Genomic DNA, 20,447 nt, shown 5'->3' on the forward strand with positions numbered 1-20,447 from the left:
TGGGTGTGGGGGGGTGCGAGAGACGGGGGGATGGGGTTGGAGCGGTGGTACGGGGGTGGGGGGGTGGTGGGGGAGATGGGGGGGTCGGGGGGGGGCGGAGGGGGGCGGCCGTCCACCGGCGGAAGGCGTTCGATCCGGGAGGTCAGCCGACCTTCTGGACCGTCCAGACCTGGGAGGCGCGGCCGTCGGCGCGCTGGAGGTCGAGCAGCCAGGCGCCGTAGTACGGGCGGTTGCTCACGGTCAGGGCGTAGCCGCCGCTGGAGTCCGTGACGGTCACGCCGCCGCCGCGGGACGACAGCTTCCACTGCTGTGCGGCGTTGTTGCCGCACGGCTGCTGCGCGATCCACATGCCGGCGGCCGGGGCGCCGCCCGTCTGCAGGCACTTGCCGGAGACCGCGGACTTGATGCGGACGAGTCCGCCGCCCGCGTCGTCGAAGAGCCACTGCTGCTGGGCGTAGCCGTTGGAGCGGCCACCGACGAGCACCGTGCCGTCGGCGCTGCGGCCACCCCACAGCTCGGCGGCCATGCCGGTGCTGCCGTTGCCGAGCGTGTAGCGCGTGCCGGGCGTGGTGGTGCCGCCGCCCGCTCCGGTCGTACGGAAGGCCGTGGTCGGGCCGGCTCCGCTGTCACGGCCGGAGCCGTCGCGGACCGAGACGGCGACCTTGTACTCCGTGCCGGGCTGGAGGTTGTAGATGCGCAGGGCCTGCGACTGGACCCAGGTCAGGTGCTTGCCGTTCAGCAGGACCTGGTACCAGGCGGCGCCGTCGACCTTTGGCCAGCTCACCACGACGGAGTTCGCCTGGATCTGCGCCGCCGTCACCTTGGGGCCGCCCGTGGGCTTCTTGGTCGGCGTCGGGGTCGGCTTCTTCGTGGGGCTCGGCGTGGGCTTCGGGTTCGGGTCGGGGTTCGTGCCACCGCCACCGTTGGCCTTCATCAGGAACTGGTTGTTCGCGATGTTCCAGTGCGTGGCGAGGTAGCTGCCCGCCTTGGGGCTGGTGTGGAAGTAGTCGTCGTGGTTGCAGTCCAGGATGTTCTCGGCGGCCTGGTTGGTGCACACGTTGCGCATCTGCGGGTAGTACGGGGTGTCCGAGTAGCACATGACGTCCCACTCGTCCGTGCAGTGGGCGCCGCGACTGGTGTTGGGGGCGCTGTTGTTCACCGCGCCGAGGTTGTGGCCGAGTTCGTGCGCCGCGGTGTGGCCGCCCCAGCAGCCGGAGTCCGTACGGCCGTAGGAGGGGCCGAAGTTGCTCTGGTTGTCCTGGCCGGGCCGCTCGTCGCCCGCGAAGGTGCCGATGCCGCAGTAGATCTGGGTGTCCGCGAAGATCATGTACTTGCGGTCGCGGCGGTCGAGGCCCTTGCCGGCGAGCGCGTTGTTGGTCGCGCTGAACTCGGAGAGCGCGGACGCCGGGAGCTCGATGTTGAGCACCGTGGGCGTGCAGTCCGCGGCCGTCACGTAGCGGATGTGACGGACGCCGCCCGTCTCCTGGGCGCTCGTCGAGTAGATGAGGTCGGCGTCGGCCGCCCACTTGCGGAACGAGGCGACGTACTCGGAGTAGCGGTCGCGGTCGGAGCCGTGGACGTACACGACCTGGACGCGGTTGCCGGTGCTGCCGTCACCGTCGCACTGGACGGTCTGGCCGGCGGGACCGGCGGCGACGGCCTGGCCGGCGCCGGACGCGGGTGCCGGAGCCTTGGACGCCGGGGCACTGGCGGAGGCGGCGTCGGCGGCGGGCGCGTCCTGAGGACGCCCGCTGCCTTCCGCGGCGGCCGCATCGCCGGCCTCCGGCTTCGCCGGGTCGGCGGCCGGGGCCTTCGTCTTCACGACGGGGGCGACGTCGGCCTTGATGTCGACGTCCTTCGGCGGGGCGTCGGGGCCGTGCGTGCAGAGCCCGGCCTCCGTGCGGTAGACGCCGACGCAACGGTCGCCCTTCGGTGCGGCCTTGAGACCGTCGAAGACCATGCCCTTGGCGGTCTCGTTGGCGGGCTCGCCCACGATGGGCGCCGGCTCCGCGTCACGGGCCGGTGCGGCGGCCGGTGTGAGGGAGTCCGCGGCCGCGTCGGCCAGTACGGGCGTCCCTGCCTGGGCGTCGTCGCCGAGCCCGGAGTAGGCGATGCCCCCCGCTATCACCGCCGCCGTGGCCATGGCGGCGGTGAGGAGTATCAACCGGCGCGGTTTGCGCCGGTGTTCGCGCTGCTTCCTGCGATGTCTAGTCATGCGCACCTCAAATCCTTGGTCGGAGGAGTGGGTGCGCGGAAGCCTGCCAGATGGGCGCGGTGGAGAATTCGGACAAACGGGAATGGGCCCCGAGATATCAGACTGTTACCTGCTGGTTGTATTTGATGAACCGTCAACTCACTTAAAAATTAGGTAAGTTACGCGCGTAGGGTGTTAATGGTCCAGGCCATTTCGGAGATCTCGTTACCGAATCGAGATATGAGGCAAATCCTTGTTGACGGTAATTCAGTCAGGGATTCACCTAATTACTACCTGCCGAATTCCTCTCGTCACGAGCGGTGAGGAATCCTCCCCTCCGCCCGAGGAGGATGCCCGTCAGGGTCAGCAGGAGCCCGCAGGTCTGCTGCAGGGTGAGCGTCTCCCCGGCGATCGCCGTGCCCAACAGGACGCCCGTGACCGGGTTCAGCAGCCCCAGCAGACCGACCGTCGCGGCCGGCAGCCGCCGCAGGCCCGAGAACCAGGCCGCGAACGCCAGCGCCGTCGCGACGACCGTGACGTACCCGAATCCGAGCAGTGCGGAACCGTCCAGGGCCGGCGGAGCGCCCTCCACCGCGGCGGCGAACGGCAGGAGCAGGAGCCCGCCGCCCAACAGCTGCCACGCCGTCGACGCGAGCACCTCGACCTCGGTGCTCCACCGTTTGGCGAGGATGTAGCCGAACGAGGACATCGTCATGGCGGCCACCGAGGCCGCCACGCCGAGGCCGTCCATCGGCACGGACCCGGTGAGCAGCATCAGCGACACCCCGGCCACGCCCAGCCCGGCTCCGGCCAGTTGGCGCAGCCCCGGCCGTTCGGAGATCAGCGCCCAGGCGAACAGCATCATCACCAGCGGCGCGGTCGCCATGACGGTCGAGGCCGCGCTCGTCGGCAGCCGCTGTGCGGCGACGTAGACCAGCGCGAAGAACCCGCCCATGTTCAGGAAGCCGAGCAGCAGGGACTTCCACCACCAGGATCCGCCGGGCAGCCTCCGGCAGGCGGCCAGGAGCAGCAGCCCGGCGGGCAGCGCCCGGAAGGCCGCCCCGTACAGCGGGTGGTCGGCGGGCAGGAACTCCCGGGTGACGTAGTAGTTCGTGCCCCATGCGACCGGCCCGATCGCCGTGACCAGCGACCACCGTAGATTAGCTTCCATGGAAGCTACAATACCTTCCATGGAAGCTATACTGGAGCGGTGAAGCAGGAACCGTACGAAACGCAAGCGCCGGCGCGAGGGCAGGCGGAAGCGCCCGCCGACCACGTCGCCCGCATCCAGGCCGAGTGGGCCCGCGAACGCCCGGACGTCGACGTCGCCCCGCAGGGCGTGATCGGGCGGCTGCACCGGCTCGGGCTGCTGCTGACGGACCGCCTCTGCCTCGTCTACCGCCGCTACGGCCTGAGCGAGGGGGAGTTCGACGTACTGGCCGCCCTGCGCCGCGCGGGCGAACCGTACGAGCGGGCACCCGGCGAACTGGCCGTACACACCATGGTGACGACGGGCGCCATGACCAAACGGATCGACCGGCTGGAACGGGACGGCCTCGTCGCCCGCCGCCGTTCGGCCGCCGACGGCCGGGGGCGGGTGGTCGCGCTCACCCCGGCGGGGCGCGAGCTGATCGACCGGGCGTTCACCGAGCACATGGAGAACGAGCGGAGCCTGCTCGAGGGCCTCACCCCGCAGCAGGCCGCACAGCTGGAGGTGCTCCTCACCGCCTGGCTGGCCCGGGTCGAGCCGCCGCCCGCGCCTTGAGACCGGGGTCGCCCTCGCTAGCGGCGGCCGACGCCGAGCTTGACCCACTTCGCCGTGCTCGGCACCCCCTTCTTGTCGAGCAGGAACAGCATGTAGTACCCGGGAGGGGCGTCCGCCGCACTCGGCGGTGTCTTCAGCCCGATCGCGTTGCCGTGCACGCCGGTGACCGGGAGGTCCAGATGGCGCTGGCTGGTGTTCACCGCGTGGGTGACGGTGGTCGGCGCCAGGAGCACGGCCCGGGTGACCCGGGCGGCGGTGGAACTGCGTACCTCGAAGCCCGCCCCGTAGCCCAGCTCGCCCCCGGGCGCCCGGTCGAGGGCGGGCCGGCTGCCGCGGTGCAGGTAAGCGGGCTCGTAGAGCTCGATGCTGCCGTCCATCTCGTCCCTGATGTCGGGGTCGTTGGCGATCTGCTGGAGTTCGTCGCCGGTGACCATCATCCGGCCGTCCGGCAGCACGAGGGCGTTGGAGTGGTAGCCGCGGGGCAGTCGTTGCGCCGGTCCGAGCCGCCAGCGGCCCTGCGCATCGCGCAGCTCGATCTGCCGGTACGAGAGGTCGGCCTGCGGATTGAACGGCCCGTGCCCGTAATTCCGGGTGTCCAGCGCGCCGTTGACCGTGAGCAGCGTGCCGTCCGGCAGGATCAGCGTGTCGTCCTGGGTGCGGCCGAAGGCCCGCGGCTTCTCGGTGGTCCACCGGCCGCCGGACAGCCGGTACGTGTTCGGGTCGTGCGGATCGCCGCCGAGTACGAGCACGGAGTCGGGGCCGCGGAACCCGGCCGGCAGCGGCACGGCCGAGCCGTAGCCGCGGAAGTCGGCGGGCCGCCGGGGCAGATCGGTCCGGGTCTCCTTGACCGGGTCGAACAGCCACTGCTGGTCGGCGTCCCGGCCGAGGCCGTAGATCATGCCGTCGCGCAGCGAGAACAGGTGCGGATAGTCGTTGCGGAACGGGGCGTCCGCCCGCAGCCGCTGGGAGGCCAGGTCGATGGGGATGTCGTACGGCCCCCAGGGCACGGGATGGTGCAGCGCGGGGAAGCGCTCCACGACCGGGGTGGGCGTGCCCGTACCCCGCTCGGACTGGCCGGACATGATGATCTGCCGCCCGTCCGCCCCCGTCACGACCGAGGGGTACCAGCGGCCGACGGACATGTCTTGGTTGCGGAACCACTTCTCGGTCCACGGGTCGAACACGAACGACAGCTTGGCGCCGCTGCCGCCCTTGCCGCCGGTGTTGCCGCCGAAGACCCCGACCATGCCGTTGGGCAGGAAGGCGTGCCCCGCGCAGAAGAACGGCGCCGGGCGCGGTGCGTACGTACCGTCGGGCATCAGGACCGTCGGGGGCTCCACCTTCTTGAACGCCCGGGCCCCGGTGCCCCGGGACGGGTCCCACAGGAAGGCGCGGCCCGCGTTCGTCCGGCCGATCCGGTCGGTGGGCCCGGTCTCCTTCGTGGGGTTGACCTCCACGCGCTCGAAGGAGAAGAGCAGCACCTTGCCGGTGGGCAGCAGGGCGGTGTGGACGCCGAAGTCGGGGGAGGGGAAGAACTCCGTGAACCGGCCGAACTTCGCTGCGGAGAAGGCGGCGTTGGTGCGCTGCTGCGAGGACTTGAGGGAGGTCAGGCTCTTGGTGCGCTTCGCCTGCGGATACTCCTTGGGGCCCTTGGCGTCGTTGCGCCGCTGTGCGTGCGCCCGGGCGTGCTCCTCGCCGAGTACGGCGGCCTCGCCGGCATCCGCCTCGACCCGGACGGCGCCGTCGTCGGCCCGGTGCTGCCCCGGAGGGGATTCGTGCCCGACTGCCGTGGCGGAGGCGGGCGGTGCGGGCGCAGCGAGGGATGCGAGAGCGGCGGCCACGGCCATGCATGCGGACAGCACGGCGGAGCGCCGTACGAGCGGACCGGACATGGGCCCTCCTCCGTCGACGGGATGTCCATCATATGAAAAATGCCGGATTTGGTAGGGAAAGGCGCGGGTGAGGCGGGTGAAGGTGTGTCATGTGGGCCATTCGGCGGCCCGGTCCGGATTGCTGAATCGTTTCTTCGGTGAACCGGGCCGTCCGACCGGGTGATGCTGCGTACCCGGTCGGGCTCGGCGACCCTGCGCGGCGGCTATCCATGGCGACGTGATCAAGTCACTTCGCACCACTCGCACCGCACTGACCGCCGCCGCCGTGGCCGGATGCCTCGTCACGCTCACCCCCTCGGCCGGGGCCGACGCCACGACCACCGCCGCACCCCCCGGCCGGGTGGCCGTCGACGTCGCCTCGGTCAACGGCTCCGGCTGCCGCCCCGGCAGCGCCGCGGTGGCCGTGGCCCCCGACAACTCGGCCTTCACCGTCACCTACAGCGAGTACCTGGCCTCGGCCGGCGGGGGCGTCGCGGCCACCGAGGGCCGCAAGAACTGCCTCCTGTCCCTCGTCGTGCACGTCCCGCAGGGCTACACGTACGCCGTGTCCCACGTCGACTACCGGGGCTACGGCAAGCTGGAGCCGGGCGCGACCGGCACCCAGAAGGCCAGCTACTACTTCCAGGGCATGAGCCAGACCGCCAACCGGACCCACCAGTTCCATGGCGCGCTGGACGACAACTGGCAGGTGACCGACACCACCGGCATCGAGGCCCTCGTCTTCGCCCCGTGCGGCGAGCAGCGCAACTTCAACATCAACACCGAGCTGCGCGCGGACGTCGGCACCTCCGACAAGACCAAGACCAGCTACATGACCGTCGACTCCACGGACGGCAGCATCAGCACCTTGTACCACTTCTCCTGGAAGCAGTGCCCGGTCCGGCGCTGAGCCGGCCGGTCCTGCGGACCCCCTGGGCGGCGGTGGCGGCGACCCGTCCCCGCCGCTCGGGGGCGTCCGGCCGCCTACGAGGCCTTCGCCGCGTCCCGGTAGCGGCCCGGCGTGGTCCCGAACTCCCTGCTGAAGGCGTGCGAGAAGGCGTACGGAGTGCCGTAGCCGACCCGGCGCGCGATCGCGGCCAGCGGGTCCGGGGTGTCCCGGAGCAGTGTGGCGGCGTACGTCAGCCGCCACCACGTCAGGTACGCCATCGGCGGGCGGCCGACCAGCGCGGTGAACCGGCGCGCCAGCGTGGGCCGGGAGACGCCCGCCTCGGCCGCGAGCCGCTCGTTCGTCCACGGCGCGGCCGGATCCGAGTGCAGCGCCCGCAGGGCGGCGGCCGCGACCGGGTCGCCGAGTACGGCCGACCAGGCTCCGCCCGAACCCTCGGCCATCCAGGAGCGGATCATGTAGACGAGCAGGAGGTCGAGCAGGCTGGGGACCGCCATACAGGCCCCCGGCCGCTGCTCGCCGCCCAGCTCGCCACCCAACAGGGAGATGGCCGCGCGTAGTTCGGGGTGGACGCCGACCCGGTTCGGCAGATGGACCACCTTCGGCAGCTCCAGCATGAGCGGGTGGACGCGGCTGCGGTCGAGCCGGTACTTGCCGCACAGCATCTCCACCGCGCCCGAGGCGGCCGCCACGGCCCGGCCCGGCAGCGTCCCGTCGGGCCACAGCTCGAACGGCACCGCCCGCGCCACGGCCGCGGCATCGGCGGGGGAGTCGGCGATCACGTGCCCCGTACCGTGCGGCAGCAGCACCGCGTCGCCGGGGCCGAGGGAGACCGGCGGGCCGCCGCCGTCGGGCAGCAGCCAGCAGCTGCCCTCCAGCACCACGTGGAAGCCCGCGCCCTCGTACGGTGCGAATCGCGTGCACCAACTCCCGCTCACGCTGACCCGGTTGGAGGAGGGCTGCCCGATCCGTATCGCAGCGATGGCGTCGCTCACCACATCCATGGGGTCAGGTTAGCCGTAGGCCTCGGAGATGAGACGACCGCGTATTCACATGAGCCGGGAAGGCATTGAGAGCCTCAGTCGTGCTTCCTAGACTCGACGGCATGAAGAACGAGAGCAGGCAGAGCATCATGCTGGGCGATGTCGAGGTCACCCGGGTCATCGAATGGCAGGGCCCGCTCGGGCCGGCGCGCGACCTCGTGCCCGCGGCCGGGGCGGAGGTGTGGAAGGAGAACGAGGACTGGCTGTCGCCGGACCACTGGGAGACGGACGGCGACCGGGCGGTGCTCGCCCTGCAGACCTGGGTCCTGCGCAGCGCCGGGAAGACCGTCTTGGTCGACACGGGCGTGGGCAACGGGCGGGAGCGGCCCGGATCTCCGCTCTTCCACCACCGTCAGGGCGATTTCCTCGGGGAGCTGGCGCGGGCCGGTGTGCGGCCGGAGGACGTCGACATCGTCGTCAACACCCATGTGCACGGCGATCACGTCGGCTGGAACACCGTGGCTGCGGACGGGGGTTGGGTGCCGACCTTCCCCAACGCCCAGTACCTCGTCCCGGCCGCGGACGACCACCACTTCGGGCCCGGCAACGCGTACGGCGGCGGCCTCCGGGAGGACGACCGGCTGATCTACGAGGACAGCATCGCGCCCGTCCACCGCGCCGGGCAGGCCGTGCTCTGGGACGGCGCCCACCGCATCGACGAGCACCTCACCCTCGAGTCCGCGCCGGGACACACCCCCGGATCCGCCGTCCTGCGGCTCACCTCCGGGACCGACCGTGCCGTCTTCGTCGGCGACTTGCTGCACAGCCCGGTGCAGATCCTGGAGCCCGCCTGCAACAGCTGCTTCTGCCTGGATGCCGCGCAGGCCGCCGCCAGCCGCCTCCGGATCCTCGAACGCGCCGCCGATCAGGGCGAGTTGCTCGTACCGGCCCACTTCGGGGGTGCGGGAGCGGTCGAAGTCCGCCGCCAGGGGCAGAAGTTCTCGCTCGGGGAGTGGGCGGGCTACGTCGAGGTCGGTTGAGGAGAGGGGCGAACCGGCGACTTCGGGAGCGGCCGGGGCCGGGCCGCCGCCACGCGGAGGATCCGCAGGGCCAGCTGGATCTCCAGCGCCCCCGCCGGAGTGTTCCAGTCCTCGCCCAGGATCTGCCGGACCCGGTCCAGACGCTGCACCACGGTGTTGACGTGCACGTGGAGGGCGTCCTTGGTCCGGGCCAGGCTGGCCCCGTGGGCGAAGTACGCCTCCAGCGTGCGGACCAGTTCCGTCCCGCGCTGCGTGTCGTACGCGATGACCGGCCCCAGCACCTGCTCGACGTACGCGCCCACGTCCGCCCCGTCGCCCAGGAGCACCCCGAGGAACCCGAGGTCGGGCAGGCCGGCCCCGTCGCCGGTGTGGCCGAGGGCGTGCAGGGCCTCGAGGCAGCGCAGCGCCTCGGCGTACACACCCGGGAGCCCCTCCGGTCCGGCGGCGGGCCCGGCGGAGCCCGCGGTGACCGGGGCGCCCAGGGCCTGGCCCAGCTCGGCGGCGAGCGAGCGGGCGAGCGGGCCCGGGCTTTCGGTCGGGGCGAGGAGGACGACGCGGCCCTCGTGCAGCCCGGCCAGGCCGTCGCGGGTGCGTGCGTGGCGTGCGGCCTCCGCCGCCAGCCGGGGACGCAGAGCGGCGTCGCAGTGCAGCACCACGAGGGCGTGCGGGCGGGAGAGATCGACCCCGAGCTTGCGGGCCCGCAGGGTCTGGCTGTCGGTGTCGCGGACACGGCCGGGCGCCGCCGGAGCCAGCAGGTCGCCGAGCAGTTCGCCGCGGACCCGGTCCTCGGCGTGGGCCACGGTCCGGCGCAGCAGGAGCAGGAGCGCCGTCACCAGGCCGGCCCGCTCGAACAATCGCCGCTCGGTGTCGGGCAGGTCGCCGCGTCCGCCGAGGGTGATGCTGCCCAGCAGCTCCGGCCCGGCCAGGACCGCGCAGACCCATACGCCGTCCACCGCGACCGCCCGGCCGCCGGTGCGCGAGGCGGCGAGGCCGTGGGCCGGCGGGCCGACCGGATCCGTGCCGACCCGCGCGAGCTCGGCCCCGTCGCCGTCGTGCACGACGAGACTCCCGCCCAGCAGGGCGGCGACCTCTTGGGCGACGTCGGCCACGTCGCCGCCCCGCAGGACGAGGCGGGTCAGGCGGTCGTGCGTCTCGGCGGCGAGCCGCATCGCCTCGCTCTGGGCGCGGGCGGTCTCGGTGGCGACCCCGAGCTCGACGAGGGCGGCGCGGGTCTCCTCGAGCAGCCGGGCACTGTCGATGGCCACGGCGGCGTGGTCGGCGAGCGAGGAGAGCAGGGCCACCGCGTCGGGGGCGAAGTCGCGGACCGCCCGGTCCGCGGCGTACAGCACCCCGATCACGCGGGTGCCGACGCGCAGCGGGACGCCGAGGATGCCGCGCAGGCCCTCCTCGCGGACCCCGTTGTCGATGGTGTCCGTATGCCGGAAGCGGTCGTCGGTGCCGTAGTCGGCGCTGGCGTACGGGCGGGCCGTCTGGGCGACCAGACCGCCGAGCCCCTCGCCCATGCCGAGCCGCAGCTGCTGGAAGGCGGCCGACACCGAGCCGTCGGTGACGCGCATGAACGTGTCGCCGACGACCGGGTCGTTGAGGGTCATGTAGGCGATGTCGGTGCCCAGCAGCATGCGGGCCCGGTGGACGATGGCGCGGAGCACGGCGTCGAGATCGCGCAGGGCGGCGAGGTCGCCGGCGGTGTCGAACAGGGCCGTGAGCTCGGCCTCGCGCCGCCGGTGCTGGTCGAGCGTACGTCGGATGTCCAGTGCCACCTGCGTGGCCTCCTCCACGAGGGCCTGCTCGGCGGGGCCCGCCCCGGCGGTACGGGCGTCCGCCGCGGGGCGGCCGAACTGCTCGACCGGCGCGCCGCGGCGCAGCAGACCGAGCAGTTCGAGCAGAGCGGATTCGGAAGCGGAGGTCATGGGGGCATTCTTCCGTGGCCGGCCGGACCGTATCAGGCGGGGTCGACGGCGGCCGGGAGCGGAGCCGCCCGCCCGCCGGAGGCGGCGGAGGGCCCGGTACCTGCCTGTGCCAGATCACGGCCGCGGGTCTCCCGGGCGAAGGCGACGGTGAGGGTGGTCACCACGGCGGCCGCGCAGAGGTAGAGGGAGACGGGGACGGAGGAGCCGTAGTCCTTCAGGAGTTCGACGGCGATGAGCGGTGCCAGCGCTCCGGCGACGATCGAGGCGAGCTGCGAGCCCATCGAGGCACCGGAGTAGCGCACGTCGGTGTCGAACATCTCGGAGATGAAGGCCGCTTGGGGCCCGTACATCGCACCGTGCAGGAGCAGCCCGGCGGTGACGGCCAGGGTGATGACGGCGAAGGACTTCGAGTCGACGAGTGCGAAGAACCCGAAGGCCCACAGGGCCATGCCGACCGAACCGATCAGCGTCACGGGACGTCGGCCGATCCGGTCCGAGAGCGCGCCCCAGGCCGGGATGGTGACGAAGTGGACGGCCGAACCGATCAGCACGGCGTTCAGCGCGGTGCTCTTGGGCAGCCCCAAGTGCACGGTGACGTAGACGAGCAGAAAGGAGGTCAGCACGTAGTAGGAAATGTTCTCGCCGAACCGAGTGCCGATGGCGGTCAGCACCTGGCGCAGGCTGCGGCGGAACACCTGGACGACGGGTGCCTCGTCCTTGCGCCCCTCCCGGGCGGCCTGCGCGGCGAGGAACACGGGGGACTCGGAGACGGACAGCCGGATCCACAGCCCGACCATCACCAGGACACCGGAGAGCAGGAAGGGGACGCGCCAGCCCCACGCCAGGAACGCGGCATCGGACTGCACCCCGGCGAGCAGCGCGAGCACCCCGGTGGCCAGCAGGTTCCCGCCCGGAGCCCCGGACTGCGGCCAGGAGGCCCAGAACCCGCGGTGCTCTGCCCCGCCGTGCTCGGAGACGATGAGCACGGCCCCGCCCCACTCGCCGCCGAGCGCGAACCCCTGCACCAGCCGCAGGACGGTGAGCAGCACGGGAGCCCCGACGCCGATGCTCGCGTACGTGGGCAGCAACCCCATCGCGAAGGTGGCCCCGCCCATCATGAGCAGGCTCAGCACGAGCAGCTTCTTGCGCCCGACCTTGTCCCCGAAGTGCCCGAACACCACCCCGCCGAGCGGCCGGGCCAGGAACCCGATGGCGTAGGTGATGAAGGCGATCAGAGTCCCGGTCAACGGATCGCCGGTGGGAAAGAACAGCTTGTTGAACACCAGCGCGGCGGCGGTGCCGTAGAGAAAGAAGTCGTACCACTCGATGGTGGTCCCGATGAGACTGGCGGCGACGATCCGCCGGATTCCGGATGGAGCGTCGGGGGCGGTTCCGGGGGAGACCATGTGCACCACTTCCAGGGTGTCTGCGGGACGTCGGGTGTGGCCACACCGTAGAAGTCCGCAGGTCGGCGGCATATGTGGCCTGCCATCACAATCAGGCCGCGACTGGTGTGCCCGCGCACCACACAACGCGGACGATGGCCCGGAAGCCCTCCGGAACGGGGTCGTGGGGCCCTGCCGGAATTGCAGAGTTGAGACCAATTTGGGGGTGCGGTGCTGGTTCCCGTGCTGGTTCGGTGCTGGTTGGACGACACCTGAAATCCCACGTCAGCACCCCTCGCAACCCGCCCCGTGCTGGTTCGGTGCTGGTTACGCTGCGTAGAGCGTGAGCGGGTAGGTGTCGAATGGGATAAAGGGGAATGGCGATCAGCGGCCGCCGGCTCCGCCCTGTAGCGTCACTTCGTGCCCGGCGGGGGGTGTACGCCACGCCGAGTCGGCGGAGAGTTTTCGGGCTTGAGGGGGCGCGCTGTGTGCCAGGCGGGCGATGCGAGGGGGAGGAGACCCCGGCTTGCATCGAGCGCGATGAGGTCTCGCAGCGGACCGGGGGCGACGACACTGATCTGCCCACGAACTCGCCGGCGTGAAGACGCCGATGACGGGGATTGAAGATCGGTTCATGGCGGCTTGGCCGACACTCGGGTGAGCTCCGACCTGTTCCCGATGACCCATCATGTCGAGTGTGTCGCGATCCTTGAGCCCATTGGAAGGGCCCTTGACCTGTAGGTTAGGGCAGTGTTCGTTATGTGCACTGTGGGTGTTGTGGGCGATATCTTGACGCAGCTTCGACGCTCGTGACGCACGCCCAGCGTTCTTCCTGATGGGGCGGCAGCATGAAGAAGCCGCCTTCCACGCCAGGGTGAAGTCCTGGTGCGGAAGGCGGCTTCTTCATGCCCGTCGTACTTGCCGAGGCGCCAACCCGGCCCGGATTCATAGACTTGGGTCCAGCTACGCACGGTGACGATCGTGGCCGGGCTCCCAGGCATCCTGCGTGCCGGAAATAGATCTGGCTGCCTGTGTGTCGGCGGTAGGTCGGTACGGAGGGGGAGGTGTCGGGCCTGAAGCTGTTCAACACGGAAAGCGGCGTGACCGAGGTTGCGCCGCGTCTGGCTGAGGTCGAAGCCGATGTGCAGGACCTCGTCGAGGGGCACATGCAGACCATGCTCGGGGTCCGGTTCCTGGCGAGCGAAGTCAGCACCGGTCCGGTTCACGGCGGCCGGATCGACTCGTTGGGCATCGACGAGAACGGCGCACCGGTGATCGTCGAGTACAAGCGCGGAACCGACGCGGGAGTCGGCAGCGAGTACGTCGGCCTTGAGACGGTGGCCTCCTTCGCCGGCCGTGCCGCGGCGCCGAAGGCTGGGAGCGGGAGTCGGGGTACGGCGAAGGCGCAGCGGACCGCGACGGAGGCTGGGGCCATGGCGGAGCTGGCCACGGCGGTCGCGAGGTGCTGCTCGGGCTCGGTGAGGGCCTCACGAAGGTCTCGAACCAGACCTACACCGCGTACCGGCGTATGCAGAACTACGCGTGCTTGGTCCCGCCTATGAAGACCAAGCTTCTGGTCTACCTAAAGGCCGACCCGGCGATGGTCAACCTCGTGCCGGGTTTCGCGCGTGACGTGACGGGGCTCGGCCACCACGGCACGGGCGACCTGGAACTCACGCTTCCGTCCGAACGCGAACTGGAGCGTGCGGTCGAGTACTTCCGCCAGAGCTACGCGCTGGCATAGCCCGGCTGGGCTGGGCTGTCGGCTGCTTGAGGGCGAGAAGGAAGTTGCGGGGTGCGGCGTAGCGGTGCCTTCCGGTGGCTGGGGCAGGAGTGGCGGTGGATCTCTGATGATCCCGCCAATTCCCGGTTTGGCTGACCGGGGTTTCGCTGCTACGTTCCGCGCCGCACCGTGGGGGGCTTGCCGCCTGGGCTGAGGTCTTGGAATCAGTGGGGGCGGCGTCCCGTCGTCTCTTCCCACCGGTCGCGGGCGGCTTCGAGGTCGGCTTGTGCTGTCTCCACGCGGGTGTCTTCGCGGTGTTTGGTGGCTATGGTGTCCACTGCCTGGCGGGCAGAATCCACCGCAGATGTGTCTGCGCGTACTGTCTCCAGAGCTTCTTCTGCCTTCTTGATCGCGTGGGAGCGTTGCTTGTGGAGTTTGCTGCCAGCGGCGATGGCATTTTGAAGACGGACGCTGAACTGGCGGACAGCCTCCTCGGGGTAGTCGGTATCCACCGGGTGGAGGTCGGATTGGCCGTCAGGGTGAGTGACATATAGGTATGCCTTCTTGCCCGAACGGGCAGGCTCACAGTGCGCGGCGATTCCCGCGAGGGGTAGTCGCTCCGTTCCGATGTGCAGTTCGTGCTCGTATAGGGAGAGCGGTCCCAGCACGGCGAGTTGCTCGCCGCGGTCGGGGGTGAGCAACGCGTTTAGCACGCGATGCGCCCGGTCGACACGCTGTCGGTGAGTCTGCTCGGCCCAGGCCAGTCGGGCGCGGGCGGAGGCGAGATCGGTGCCGGCCTTCACCTTCAGAGAGCGCAGGGTCCTACGGGCGGCGTACAGGTCCTGCCGGTCTTCGTGGTGAGCCTCGGAGAACGCGAACTCCCATCCGCCCGGGTAGCGGTACATCTGCCATCCCACGATTCCCGCCAGCACGGCAATCAGTCCGGCGAACAGTTGGATCAACGACATGCGAACCCCCCTTCCGCTGGCGCGGGTTTCCGCCGCCACCGTGGCCGGTGCTCCCCTCGAGCCGGTCCGGTACACCAGTACACGGGGAAGGACCTGGCCACACTGGGTTCATCCGGGAGCGGAAGAGCTTGCCTTCCCGACGTCTGCGGCTCGCATCGCCCAGGTGGTTGGGCCCATTGTCGGAACACAGGCCCGGCCGCCTGTCGGCGGATGCACAGAGTCCATCCGCCGGCGCCTCCTGTTTGGTCGTGCTGACACGGGAGTTCAGGACTGGGTGATGGCAAGGATGTGGGCAGAGGCATCGGTGAGCGCTGCGTGCGGTTCCGCGAGCCGAGCTGCGGCGAGGGCGGCGTCGTACATCGCCGTGTCCAAGAGGTTTGTGGCGGTGTACTTCTCGATGGCCTTGACCGCCACCCATCCGGGTCCCTCGACGCCATACAGGGTGGGGTCGGCCAGTCCCGCTTCGGTGATTTCCTCGCGGAGTTCGTCTGAGGTCTGGAAGTAGGCGACGCGGGCAGCTTCGACCAGCGCGGAGAACCGGTCGGCCTTGTCGTGGAGGTGGTAGAGGGGACCGAGGAGTAGCACCACGTCGTACGAATCGGCTGCGGCGGTGAGGGCGCGGGCGTCGCCCCCCTCGGCTGTCACGCCGTCAAGGCGGCTGGCCTGGCTGACGTGCTTGGGCACGGGGTCCACGACGTGAACGGTGTAGCCGTCTTCGGCGAGCCAGCGGGCGTGGGCCCCGGGGCCGCCACCGACATCGATGACGCGGGCCGGAGCGGGTGGTAGGTGGCGGCGGAGTAACTCGCGGGTGCGTGCGAGCTCCAGGGCGCCTGCGGCAGTCGCGTGCAGTCGTGCGGCTTCGTCGGAGCGGGTGTAGAAGTCGATGACTTCCGGGCGTACAGCGGGGTTTCTTGTCACCTGGGAGTCCTCGTCCTGCAAGGCTGGTGGTGTCCGGCAGGGTAGGGGACACGACGAAGTGATCACTGCGATTTTCGGCCGCCCAACACGGCAGGCCCTGCCCTCTCATCGAGACACCCCGGGCGCCTGCGTCACCCCCCGCTGCGGGGCAGCCACCTTGTCAGGGCGACCGACGTCCGGCGGCTGGGGATTCAACGTCTGGGCGCCGGTCGGGGCGATGATGCCGAGGGACGGGCCGGAGCCGCCAGAGTCGGCATGTGGGGCACGGCGGCGGCGGAGCGCCGGGGCTGTCGATGGCTGTGGCCGTGTGCGAGCTCGAAGGTGATGTCCTGGATGAGTGCCGTGGGGGCGTGCGTCGAGAGGCATATGGCCCAAGTCGGGCTGTCGGCGGTGTTGCCGCCCCAGATGGTCCAGGCCGGAAGGTCGCTTCCCTGCTTGATGAGGGTGTCGAAGCGCAGGCCTGCCGCGCTGTTGGGGGGTGGGGGCGGCCCAGTCGATCACTCGGGCTCCGACCTTCAGGGGCCAGCCGGCGTCGTCTAGGGGGCGGGACGCTTCGGCGAGGGCTTCTTCTTTGACCGGGGTGTGGTGGCCCTGCCCCAGCTGTCTTCCGTGCTGAGGCTGTCGAGCAGGACGCGCATGATCTCGACCGGGGGGGTGGGGGGTGACGGTGGCGTGCCAGAGGCGCTCGCCCACGGGGACTCGTAAGCGGCGATCGTCCAGGCGTCGTCGCCGTGCAGTGCTTCGTGGAGGAACTCGATGCGCAGGGTCAGCGACTCGTGGCCGGCGATGGTGGTCTCGTCGTGAGGCCGCCACTTGCCCCATTCCTCGTGCTTGGCGAAGAAGTCGACCAGGAGGGCTTCGTGGTCGCCGGGGTCGGCGGCGTACGTGGGCACCGTTTCCGGCGCTGGCCTGTTGGGCGAGATGCTCTGGGTGGGGTCGGGTACAGGCGGCTCAGAGGAGCGTGTGGCGAGGGCTTCGGCGGGCGGCGCGCTCGATGTCGGTGAGGGGGGCTGGTCCAGGGCGGACGGCGACAGAGTGCTGGCGCTGGAAGTCCGCCACTGCCTCTGCCTCGGATTCGTAATCCGTGACTTCTTGGCGGAGGTAGTCCTCGCCGTGGACGTAGACGCTCTTGCCGTCTTGGTAGGTGCCGACGGCGACGGTGGTCCATCCGTCGTGGGCATGGAGGTGGATGGTGAGGTGGCCGGAGGCGATGTCGTCGTGGATCCGCTGGGCTTCGGCGCTCACGTCCCGGATCTCGTCCCGATCTAGGTAGGGCATGGGGTAGTCGCCGTACTTCCACTCGGTGTCGATCTCCGTCTGGAGGGGCGGGGTGATCTCCACCGTCGCGCCCGCGTCGCGCAGAGTTTGCGTGGCCTTGTCGGCGTAGTAGGGCTCGTCGTGGTCGATGCGGGCCAGGACGAGGTCCCAAGGTCGATCTGGCGGAAGCCGCAGTTGGACAACGCGGTGCGTGCGAGGTTCCGGCTGGTCTCGGGGCCGGCGAGGGCGGCGGTCACGGCGCTGCTGTGGTCGGGGTGGCGGGCGAGGAGGATGTGAGCCTAGCTGAGGTCGGGCTGGGGCATGGGACTCGATTCCGGCGCCGGGGGGGGGGGGGGGGGGGGGGGGGGGGGGGGGGGGGGGGGGGGGGGGGGGGGGGGAGGGGGGGGGGGGTGGGGTCGTGGCCCCGGCTGGCGGTTTCTCTGCCCGGGCCCGCTCGGGGGGTGCTCTATCGGGAGGCCCGCGTGGGTACCGCAGGTGGGGTAACGCGTGGGGTGGCAGGCCCCGGCGCGCGCTGCTGGTGTGGGCCTGGTGGAGGAGGGAGCGTTGCAGGATCTGCTTTCCCCAGTGCTCCGACGAGCCGGCCGGGGTGGCGAGTATGTCCAGCACCTCCGCGGCGGTTGTTCCGGAGGCGAGGAGGCCGTGGTGCTGTGCTTCCCAGAGCACCGTTACCGCGTCGATCGGATCGCCCCGGTAGGCCAGCGAGGCCATGCACCGGTACAGGATGCCGTTAAGGGGGACGGTGAAGTCCTCGGGCCTCAGCCACCTCATGTCAGGCAGGGAGGCGGGGCGCGCGGCCGCCGTCGACAGCAGTAGCTTTCCTCCCCGGCGGTATCGGTCTCGGTTCCGGTGTCCCGGGTCGGTGGGGGCGGCAGCACGGTGCGGGGGAGGGAGCCGGGGTGTGAGGGGAAGTGCCCTGCGAGGGCGTCGAGGACGGCGGCGACCGCGTCGGCACGGTCCAGGACGTGTGCGGCGGGGTCCGGCACGGGATCGGTGGCTGCTTGGATGAGGCGCCCGGCGGCGGCCCGGACGGTGAGGCGGGCTCTGTTGGCCACGATCATCTGCGCGTAGGCGGGTGCGTGGCTGGGGTTGGGGCAGGCGTCGGTCAGGGTGTGGAGGTAGGAGGCGGTCAGTCCGCGGGCGTGAGGCCGGGCGCGGTCGAGGAGGGCGGTGATCCACACCGGTGCCCGGGCGTGGATCTTCGGGGCCGGCGGAATGAGCGCGCTCATTGCCGCGAACAGGGCGCCATGCATCGCGATGCTGAAGTGCTCTGGGCCGAGCGGGCCGAGCGCCTTGATCCGGAGAGGCTCGAGGATGACCGCGCCGAGGAGGGCTTGTTCGGCGAACCGGACGGGCGGGTCCGGCGGTACGTCGTCCAGGAATAAATCTTCCTGTTTCGAGGCGGGGTTGGGCATTAGGCGGCCAGGGTGAAGTCGGAGCGGGCGAGGGTCTTGCCGAGGTGTGGGGCCAGCAGGTGGGCGGCCAGCAGGGGCGGGACGGCGTTGCCGATCTGGGAGAAGGCCTGCCCCTTGTTGCCGACCCAGGGGTAGTCGGCGGGGAAGGTCTGCAGGACGCCCGCTTCGGTGGCGGTGATCCGGATCGACTCCGGCGCCGGACTCTCCTGGTCGGCCTCGAGGGAGTGCGGTTGGGCGACCCACACGCATTCGTTCGCGCGGTGTCCGAAGAACAGCGTCCCTGCGGGCTCGTTCGCACCCCGGACGGTGGCGTTGGCCTGGTTACTGCTGCGCAGCGACCAGGACCAGGACCAGGGGTGCTTCCCACAGGTACAGACGGGGGCATCGGTGCTCGGCGGGCGCAGTCGGCTGGGTCGTGTCTTGCGGCTGGAGCGCTGCTCGGGTGCGGGCGGCTTCCAGGTTCCGCGGTCGCGGGCGTCGGTGATCTGGGAGCCGGGGGCCTGGTCCCTGCTGGGCGGCGGCCGCGAACCGGGAGACGCCGGCCTGGAGGACACGGTCCGCCGCGAGCTGCGGGAGGAAGCCGGGCTCGAGCTGCCCGTACTGGAGGCCTTCAACCTGGAGTTGGCCACCGGCACCGACGGCCTGACCGTGCCGGTTCAGGTCTTCGCCGGCCGGTGGAACGGCGACCCCGCCAGCCTCCACCTCACCGAAGGCGTCATGCTCGCCTGGTTCCACCTGGAGACGATGCCCCGGCTGCGCCTGAGCCCCTCCACCCTCGACCTGGTCCGCCAACACGCCGCCGCACGCCCCGATGTCCCCTCCCGTGCCGGGGCGGCTGCGGAGAAGACCCCACCGGCCGTGCCGGAACAGCGTCCCGAATCACAGGCCGGCAGCGGAAGCGTCCCGCACATCGTCGGCGTCCACCTCTACCTCGAACAGGGCGGTCAGGTCCTGCTCGGTCTGCGCCATCCGGACTCCGCGTACGCGGGCTCCACCCATCACTTCCTCGCCTTGCACTGCGAGCAGGAATCGGCTGTCGCCTGCCTAGTGAGGGAGGCGGCGGAGGAGGCCGGCCTGGTCATCGATCCGGAAGACGTGGAACTGGCCCACCTCGTGAACGTCGTCGACGAGCCCGGCGGGCAACCACGGATGCAGCTGGTCTTTCGCGCGCGGCAGTGGCGGGGCACGCCCGCGGTGCGCGAGCCCGACCGCTGCGTGTCCTGGGGCTGGTGGCCCGCCGACGCTCTCCCCCACCCGGTCGTCCCCTACACCCGGGCCGCCATCGAGGGCATCCGGGCCGGCCGCCCGTACACCGAACTCGGATGGACCTGATCCACCCGAACCGCCCGGGCGGAGATGGTCGCCCGCCTGGAGGCACCCGGAGACCGCAGGGATCAACCCTCTCGCGGCGGCGCCGCAAGATCTTCCCCCACGGGGCCGAAAACACAGTAGGCCAACGGATGCCACCGGGCCGGTTCCGGCAGGTCGCCTACGGAGCGCGCCGCCCCGTCATGGGTCGGCACATGAGGCCGGGCCCGTCGCGACCAGCACCTCGCGGCTGATGGTCGTGACGGGCCCGGCAGGGATCTCACTGGTGCCTTGCCTTGCGGCAGACTCGGCTACGGAAGCTGAATCGCGTTCCAGTCCCAACCGGCACTCGCGGGCACCGTGTAACTGCTCGTGAACGGCTGAATGTGACCCGACGCATCGGCAAGACCCGTGAACATCTTGATCGAGCCATCACCAAACCGGTACATCATGCCCATATCCATGCGCCGGTCACCATTGAAGTCACCAGACACCAACTTCATCGACGCCCAGTCCCAGTTCCCCGCAGGAACCTTGTACCCCTCGGTGAACTCACCAAAGGCACCCGACGCACTGGTGAAGGAGCTGTAGAAAGCGATCGACGTATCCGCATGGCGGTAGACCATCGCCACATCCGACCGACCGTCACCATTCAGATCACCCGCGTGCAGCTGAATCGCGTTCCAGTCCCAACCGGCACTCGCGGGCACCGTGTAACTGCTCGTGAACGGCTGAATGTGACCCGACGCATCGGCAAGACCCGT

At 70.8% G+C, this 20,447-nt stretch carries 17 protein-coding genes and 3 pseudogenes; 5 read left to right on the plus strand and 15 right to left on the minus strand.

The window, feature by feature from the left end; all coding sequences use genetic code 11:
• Positions 1-142: 142 nt before the first annotated feature.
• Positions 143-2,215: an RICIN domain-containing protein gene (locus ACZ49B_RS33350; protein WP_468313378.1), complete on the minus strand. Its 2,073-nt coding sequence runs from the start codon at positions 2,213-2,215 to the stop codon at positions 143-145.
• 262 nt (positions 2,216-2,477) lie between these two features.
• Positions 2,478-3,365, minus strand: a complete 888-nt coding sequence (locus ACZ49B_RS33355) for an EamA family transporter (RefSeq protein ID WP_468313381.1) — start codon at positions 3,363-3,365, stop codon at positions 2,478-2,480.
• A 114-nt stretch (positions 3,366-3,479) separates the two neighbouring features.
• On the opposite strand from ACZ49B_RS33355, the gene ACZ49B_RS33360 reads away from it, so the two are divergent.
• Complete coding sequence (locus ACZ49B_RS33360) at positions 3,480-3,959, plus strand: MarR family winged helix-turn-helix transcriptional regulator (protein ID WP_468313422.1); 480 nt, start codon at positions 3,480-3,482, stop codon at positions 3,957-3,959.
• A gap of 17 nt (positions 3,960-3,976) precedes the next feature.
• Here ACZ49B_RS33360 and ACZ49B_RS33365 read toward each other — a convergent pair whose 3' ends face one another.
• A complete protein-coding gene (locus ACZ49B_RS33365; protein ID WP_468313384.1) occupies positions 3,977-5,851 on the minus strand; it encodes a galactose oxidase-like domain-containing protein in 1,875 nt (624 codons plus the stop codon).
• A gap of 217 nt (positions 5,852-6,068) precedes the next feature.
• Here ACZ49B_RS33365 and ACZ49B_RS33370 point away from each other — a divergent pair, with 217 nt between their 5' ends.
• Entirely contained in the window at positions 6,069-6,740 is a 672-nt protein-coding gene (locus ACZ49B_RS33370) for a DUF4360 domain-containing protein (protein ID WP_468313386.1), read from the plus strand.
• A gap of 74 nt (positions 6,741-6,814) precedes the next feature.
• On the opposite strand, the gene ACZ49B_RS33375 is transcribed toward ACZ49B_RS33370, so the two are convergent.
• The gene (locus ACZ49B_RS33375) at positions 6,815-7,741 is read right to left on the minus strand and encodes an AraC family transcriptional regulator (RefSeq protein ID WP_468313389.1); all 927 of its coding nucleotides are present in this window, start codon (positions 7,739-7,741) and stop codon (positions 6,815-6,817) included.
• A gap of 101 nt (positions 7,742-7,842) precedes the next feature.
• Between ACZ49B_RS33375 and ACZ49B_RS33380 the strand changes: the two genes are divergently transcribed.
• Positions 7,843-8,760 (plus strand): MBL fold metallo-hydrolase, encoded by a 918-nt coding sequence (locus ACZ49B_RS33380; RefSeq protein WP_468313392.1) that lies wholly within the window; start codon positions 7,843-7,845, stop codon positions 8,758-8,760.
• On the opposite strand, the gene ACZ49B_RS33385 is transcribed toward ACZ49B_RS33380, so the two are convergent.
• Both ACZ49B_RS33385 and ACZ49B_RS33390 read right to left on the minus strand, forming a co-directional pair.
• A complete protein-coding gene (locus tag ACZ49B_RS33385) occupies positions 8,742-10,691 on the minus strand; it encodes a helix-turn-helix domain-containing protein (protein ID WP_468313395.1) in 1,950 nt (649 codons plus the stop codon). The two genes, ACZ49B_RS33380 and ACZ49B_RS33385, sit on opposite strands and share 19 nt — an antisense overlap.
• 32 nt (positions 10,692-10,723) lie before the next feature.
• Positions 10,724-12,097, minus strand: a complete 1,374-nt coding sequence (locus tag ACZ49B_RS33390; RefSeq protein ID WP_468313425.1) for an MFS transporter — start codon at positions 12,095-12,097, stop codon at positions 10,724-10,726.
• 1,043 nt (positions 12,098-13,140) lie between these two features.
• Between ACZ49B_RS33390 and ACZ49B_RS33395 the strand changes: the two are divergent.
• Positions 13,141-13,820, plus strand: a pseudogene (locus tag ACZ49B_RS33395) (DUF5655 domain-containing protein).
• Positions 13,821-14,023: 203 nt separating this feature from the next.
• Here ACZ49B_RS33395 and ACZ49B_RS33400 read toward each other — a convergent pair.
• The 8 genes and pseudogenes from ACZ49B_RS33400 to ACZ49B_RS33435 form a co-directional block, all read right to left on the minus strand.
• Positions 14,024-14,767, minus strand: coding sequence for a hypothetical protein (locus ACZ49B_RS33400; protein ID WP_468313397.1), 744 nt, complete (start codon positions 14,765-14,767; stop codon positions 14,024-14,026).
• Between the two features lie 264 nt (positions 14,768-15,031).
• Complete coding sequence (locus ACZ49B_RS33405; protein ID WP_468313399.1) at positions 15,032-15,685, minus strand: class I SAM-dependent methyltransferase; 654 nt, start codon at positions 15,683-15,685, stop codon at positions 15,032-15,034.
• A gap of 191 nt (positions 15,686-15,876) precedes the next feature.
• The gene (locus ACZ49B_RS33410; protein ID WP_468313428.1) at positions 15,877-16,143 is read right to left on the minus strand and encodes an SPDY domain-containing protein; all 267 of its coding nucleotides are present in this window, start codon (positions 16,141-16,143) and stop codon (positions 15,877-15,879) included.
• 78 nt (positions 16,144-16,221) lie between these two features.
• Positions 16,222-16,578 (minus strand): hypothetical protein, encoded by a 357-nt coding sequence (locus tag ACZ49B_RS33415; RefSeq protein WP_468313402.1) that lies wholly within the window; start codon positions 16,576-16,578, stop codon positions 16,222-16,224.
• A gap of 58 nt (positions 16,579-16,636) precedes the next feature.
• On the minus strand, positions 16,637-17,026 hold the full coding sequence (locus ACZ49B_RS33420; protein WP_468313431.1) for a hypothetical protein: 390 nt from the start codon (positions 17,024-17,026) through the stop codon (positions 16,637-16,639).
• A 582-nt stretch (positions 17,027-17,608) separates the two neighbouring features.
• Positions 17,609-17,731 (minus strand): annotated as a pseudogene (locus ACZ49B_RS33425) (DnaB-like helicase N-terminal domain-containing protein); the annotation flags it as partial.
• Positions 17,728-18,375, minus strand: coding sequence for a DnaB-like helicase N-terminal domain-containing protein (locus tag ACZ49B_RS33430; protein ID WP_468313405.1), 648 nt, complete (start codon positions 18,373-18,375; stop codon positions 17,728-17,730). The gene ACZ49B_RS33430 and the pseudogene ACZ49B_RS33425, both read right to left, overlap by 4 nt.
• Positions 18,375-18,722: pseudogene (locus ACZ49B_RS33435) on the minus strand (DNA cytosine methyltransferase); the annotation flags it as partial. The pseudogene ACZ49B_RS33435 and the gene ACZ49B_RS33430, both read right to left, overlap by 1 nt.
• Between ACZ49B_RS33435 and ACZ49B_RS33440 the strand changes: the two are divergent.
• Entirely contained in the window at positions 18,688-19,707 is a 1,020-nt protein-coding gene (locus ACZ49B_RS33440) for an NUDIX hydrolase (protein ID WP_468313408.1), read from the plus strand. The pseudogene ACZ49B_RS33435 and the gene ACZ49B_RS33440 overlap by 35 nt on opposite strands.
• Positions 19,708-19,994: 287 nt before the next feature.
• Here the strand turns inward: ACZ49B_RS33440 and ACZ49B_RS33445 are convergent.
• The coding region (locus ACZ49B_RS33445) for an FG-GAP repeat domain-containing protein (protein ID WP_468313410.1) at positions 19,995-20,447 on the minus strand (453 nt) is incomplete at its 5' end.

Source organism: Streptomyces sp. NPDC031132 (genome assembly GCF_055570595.1).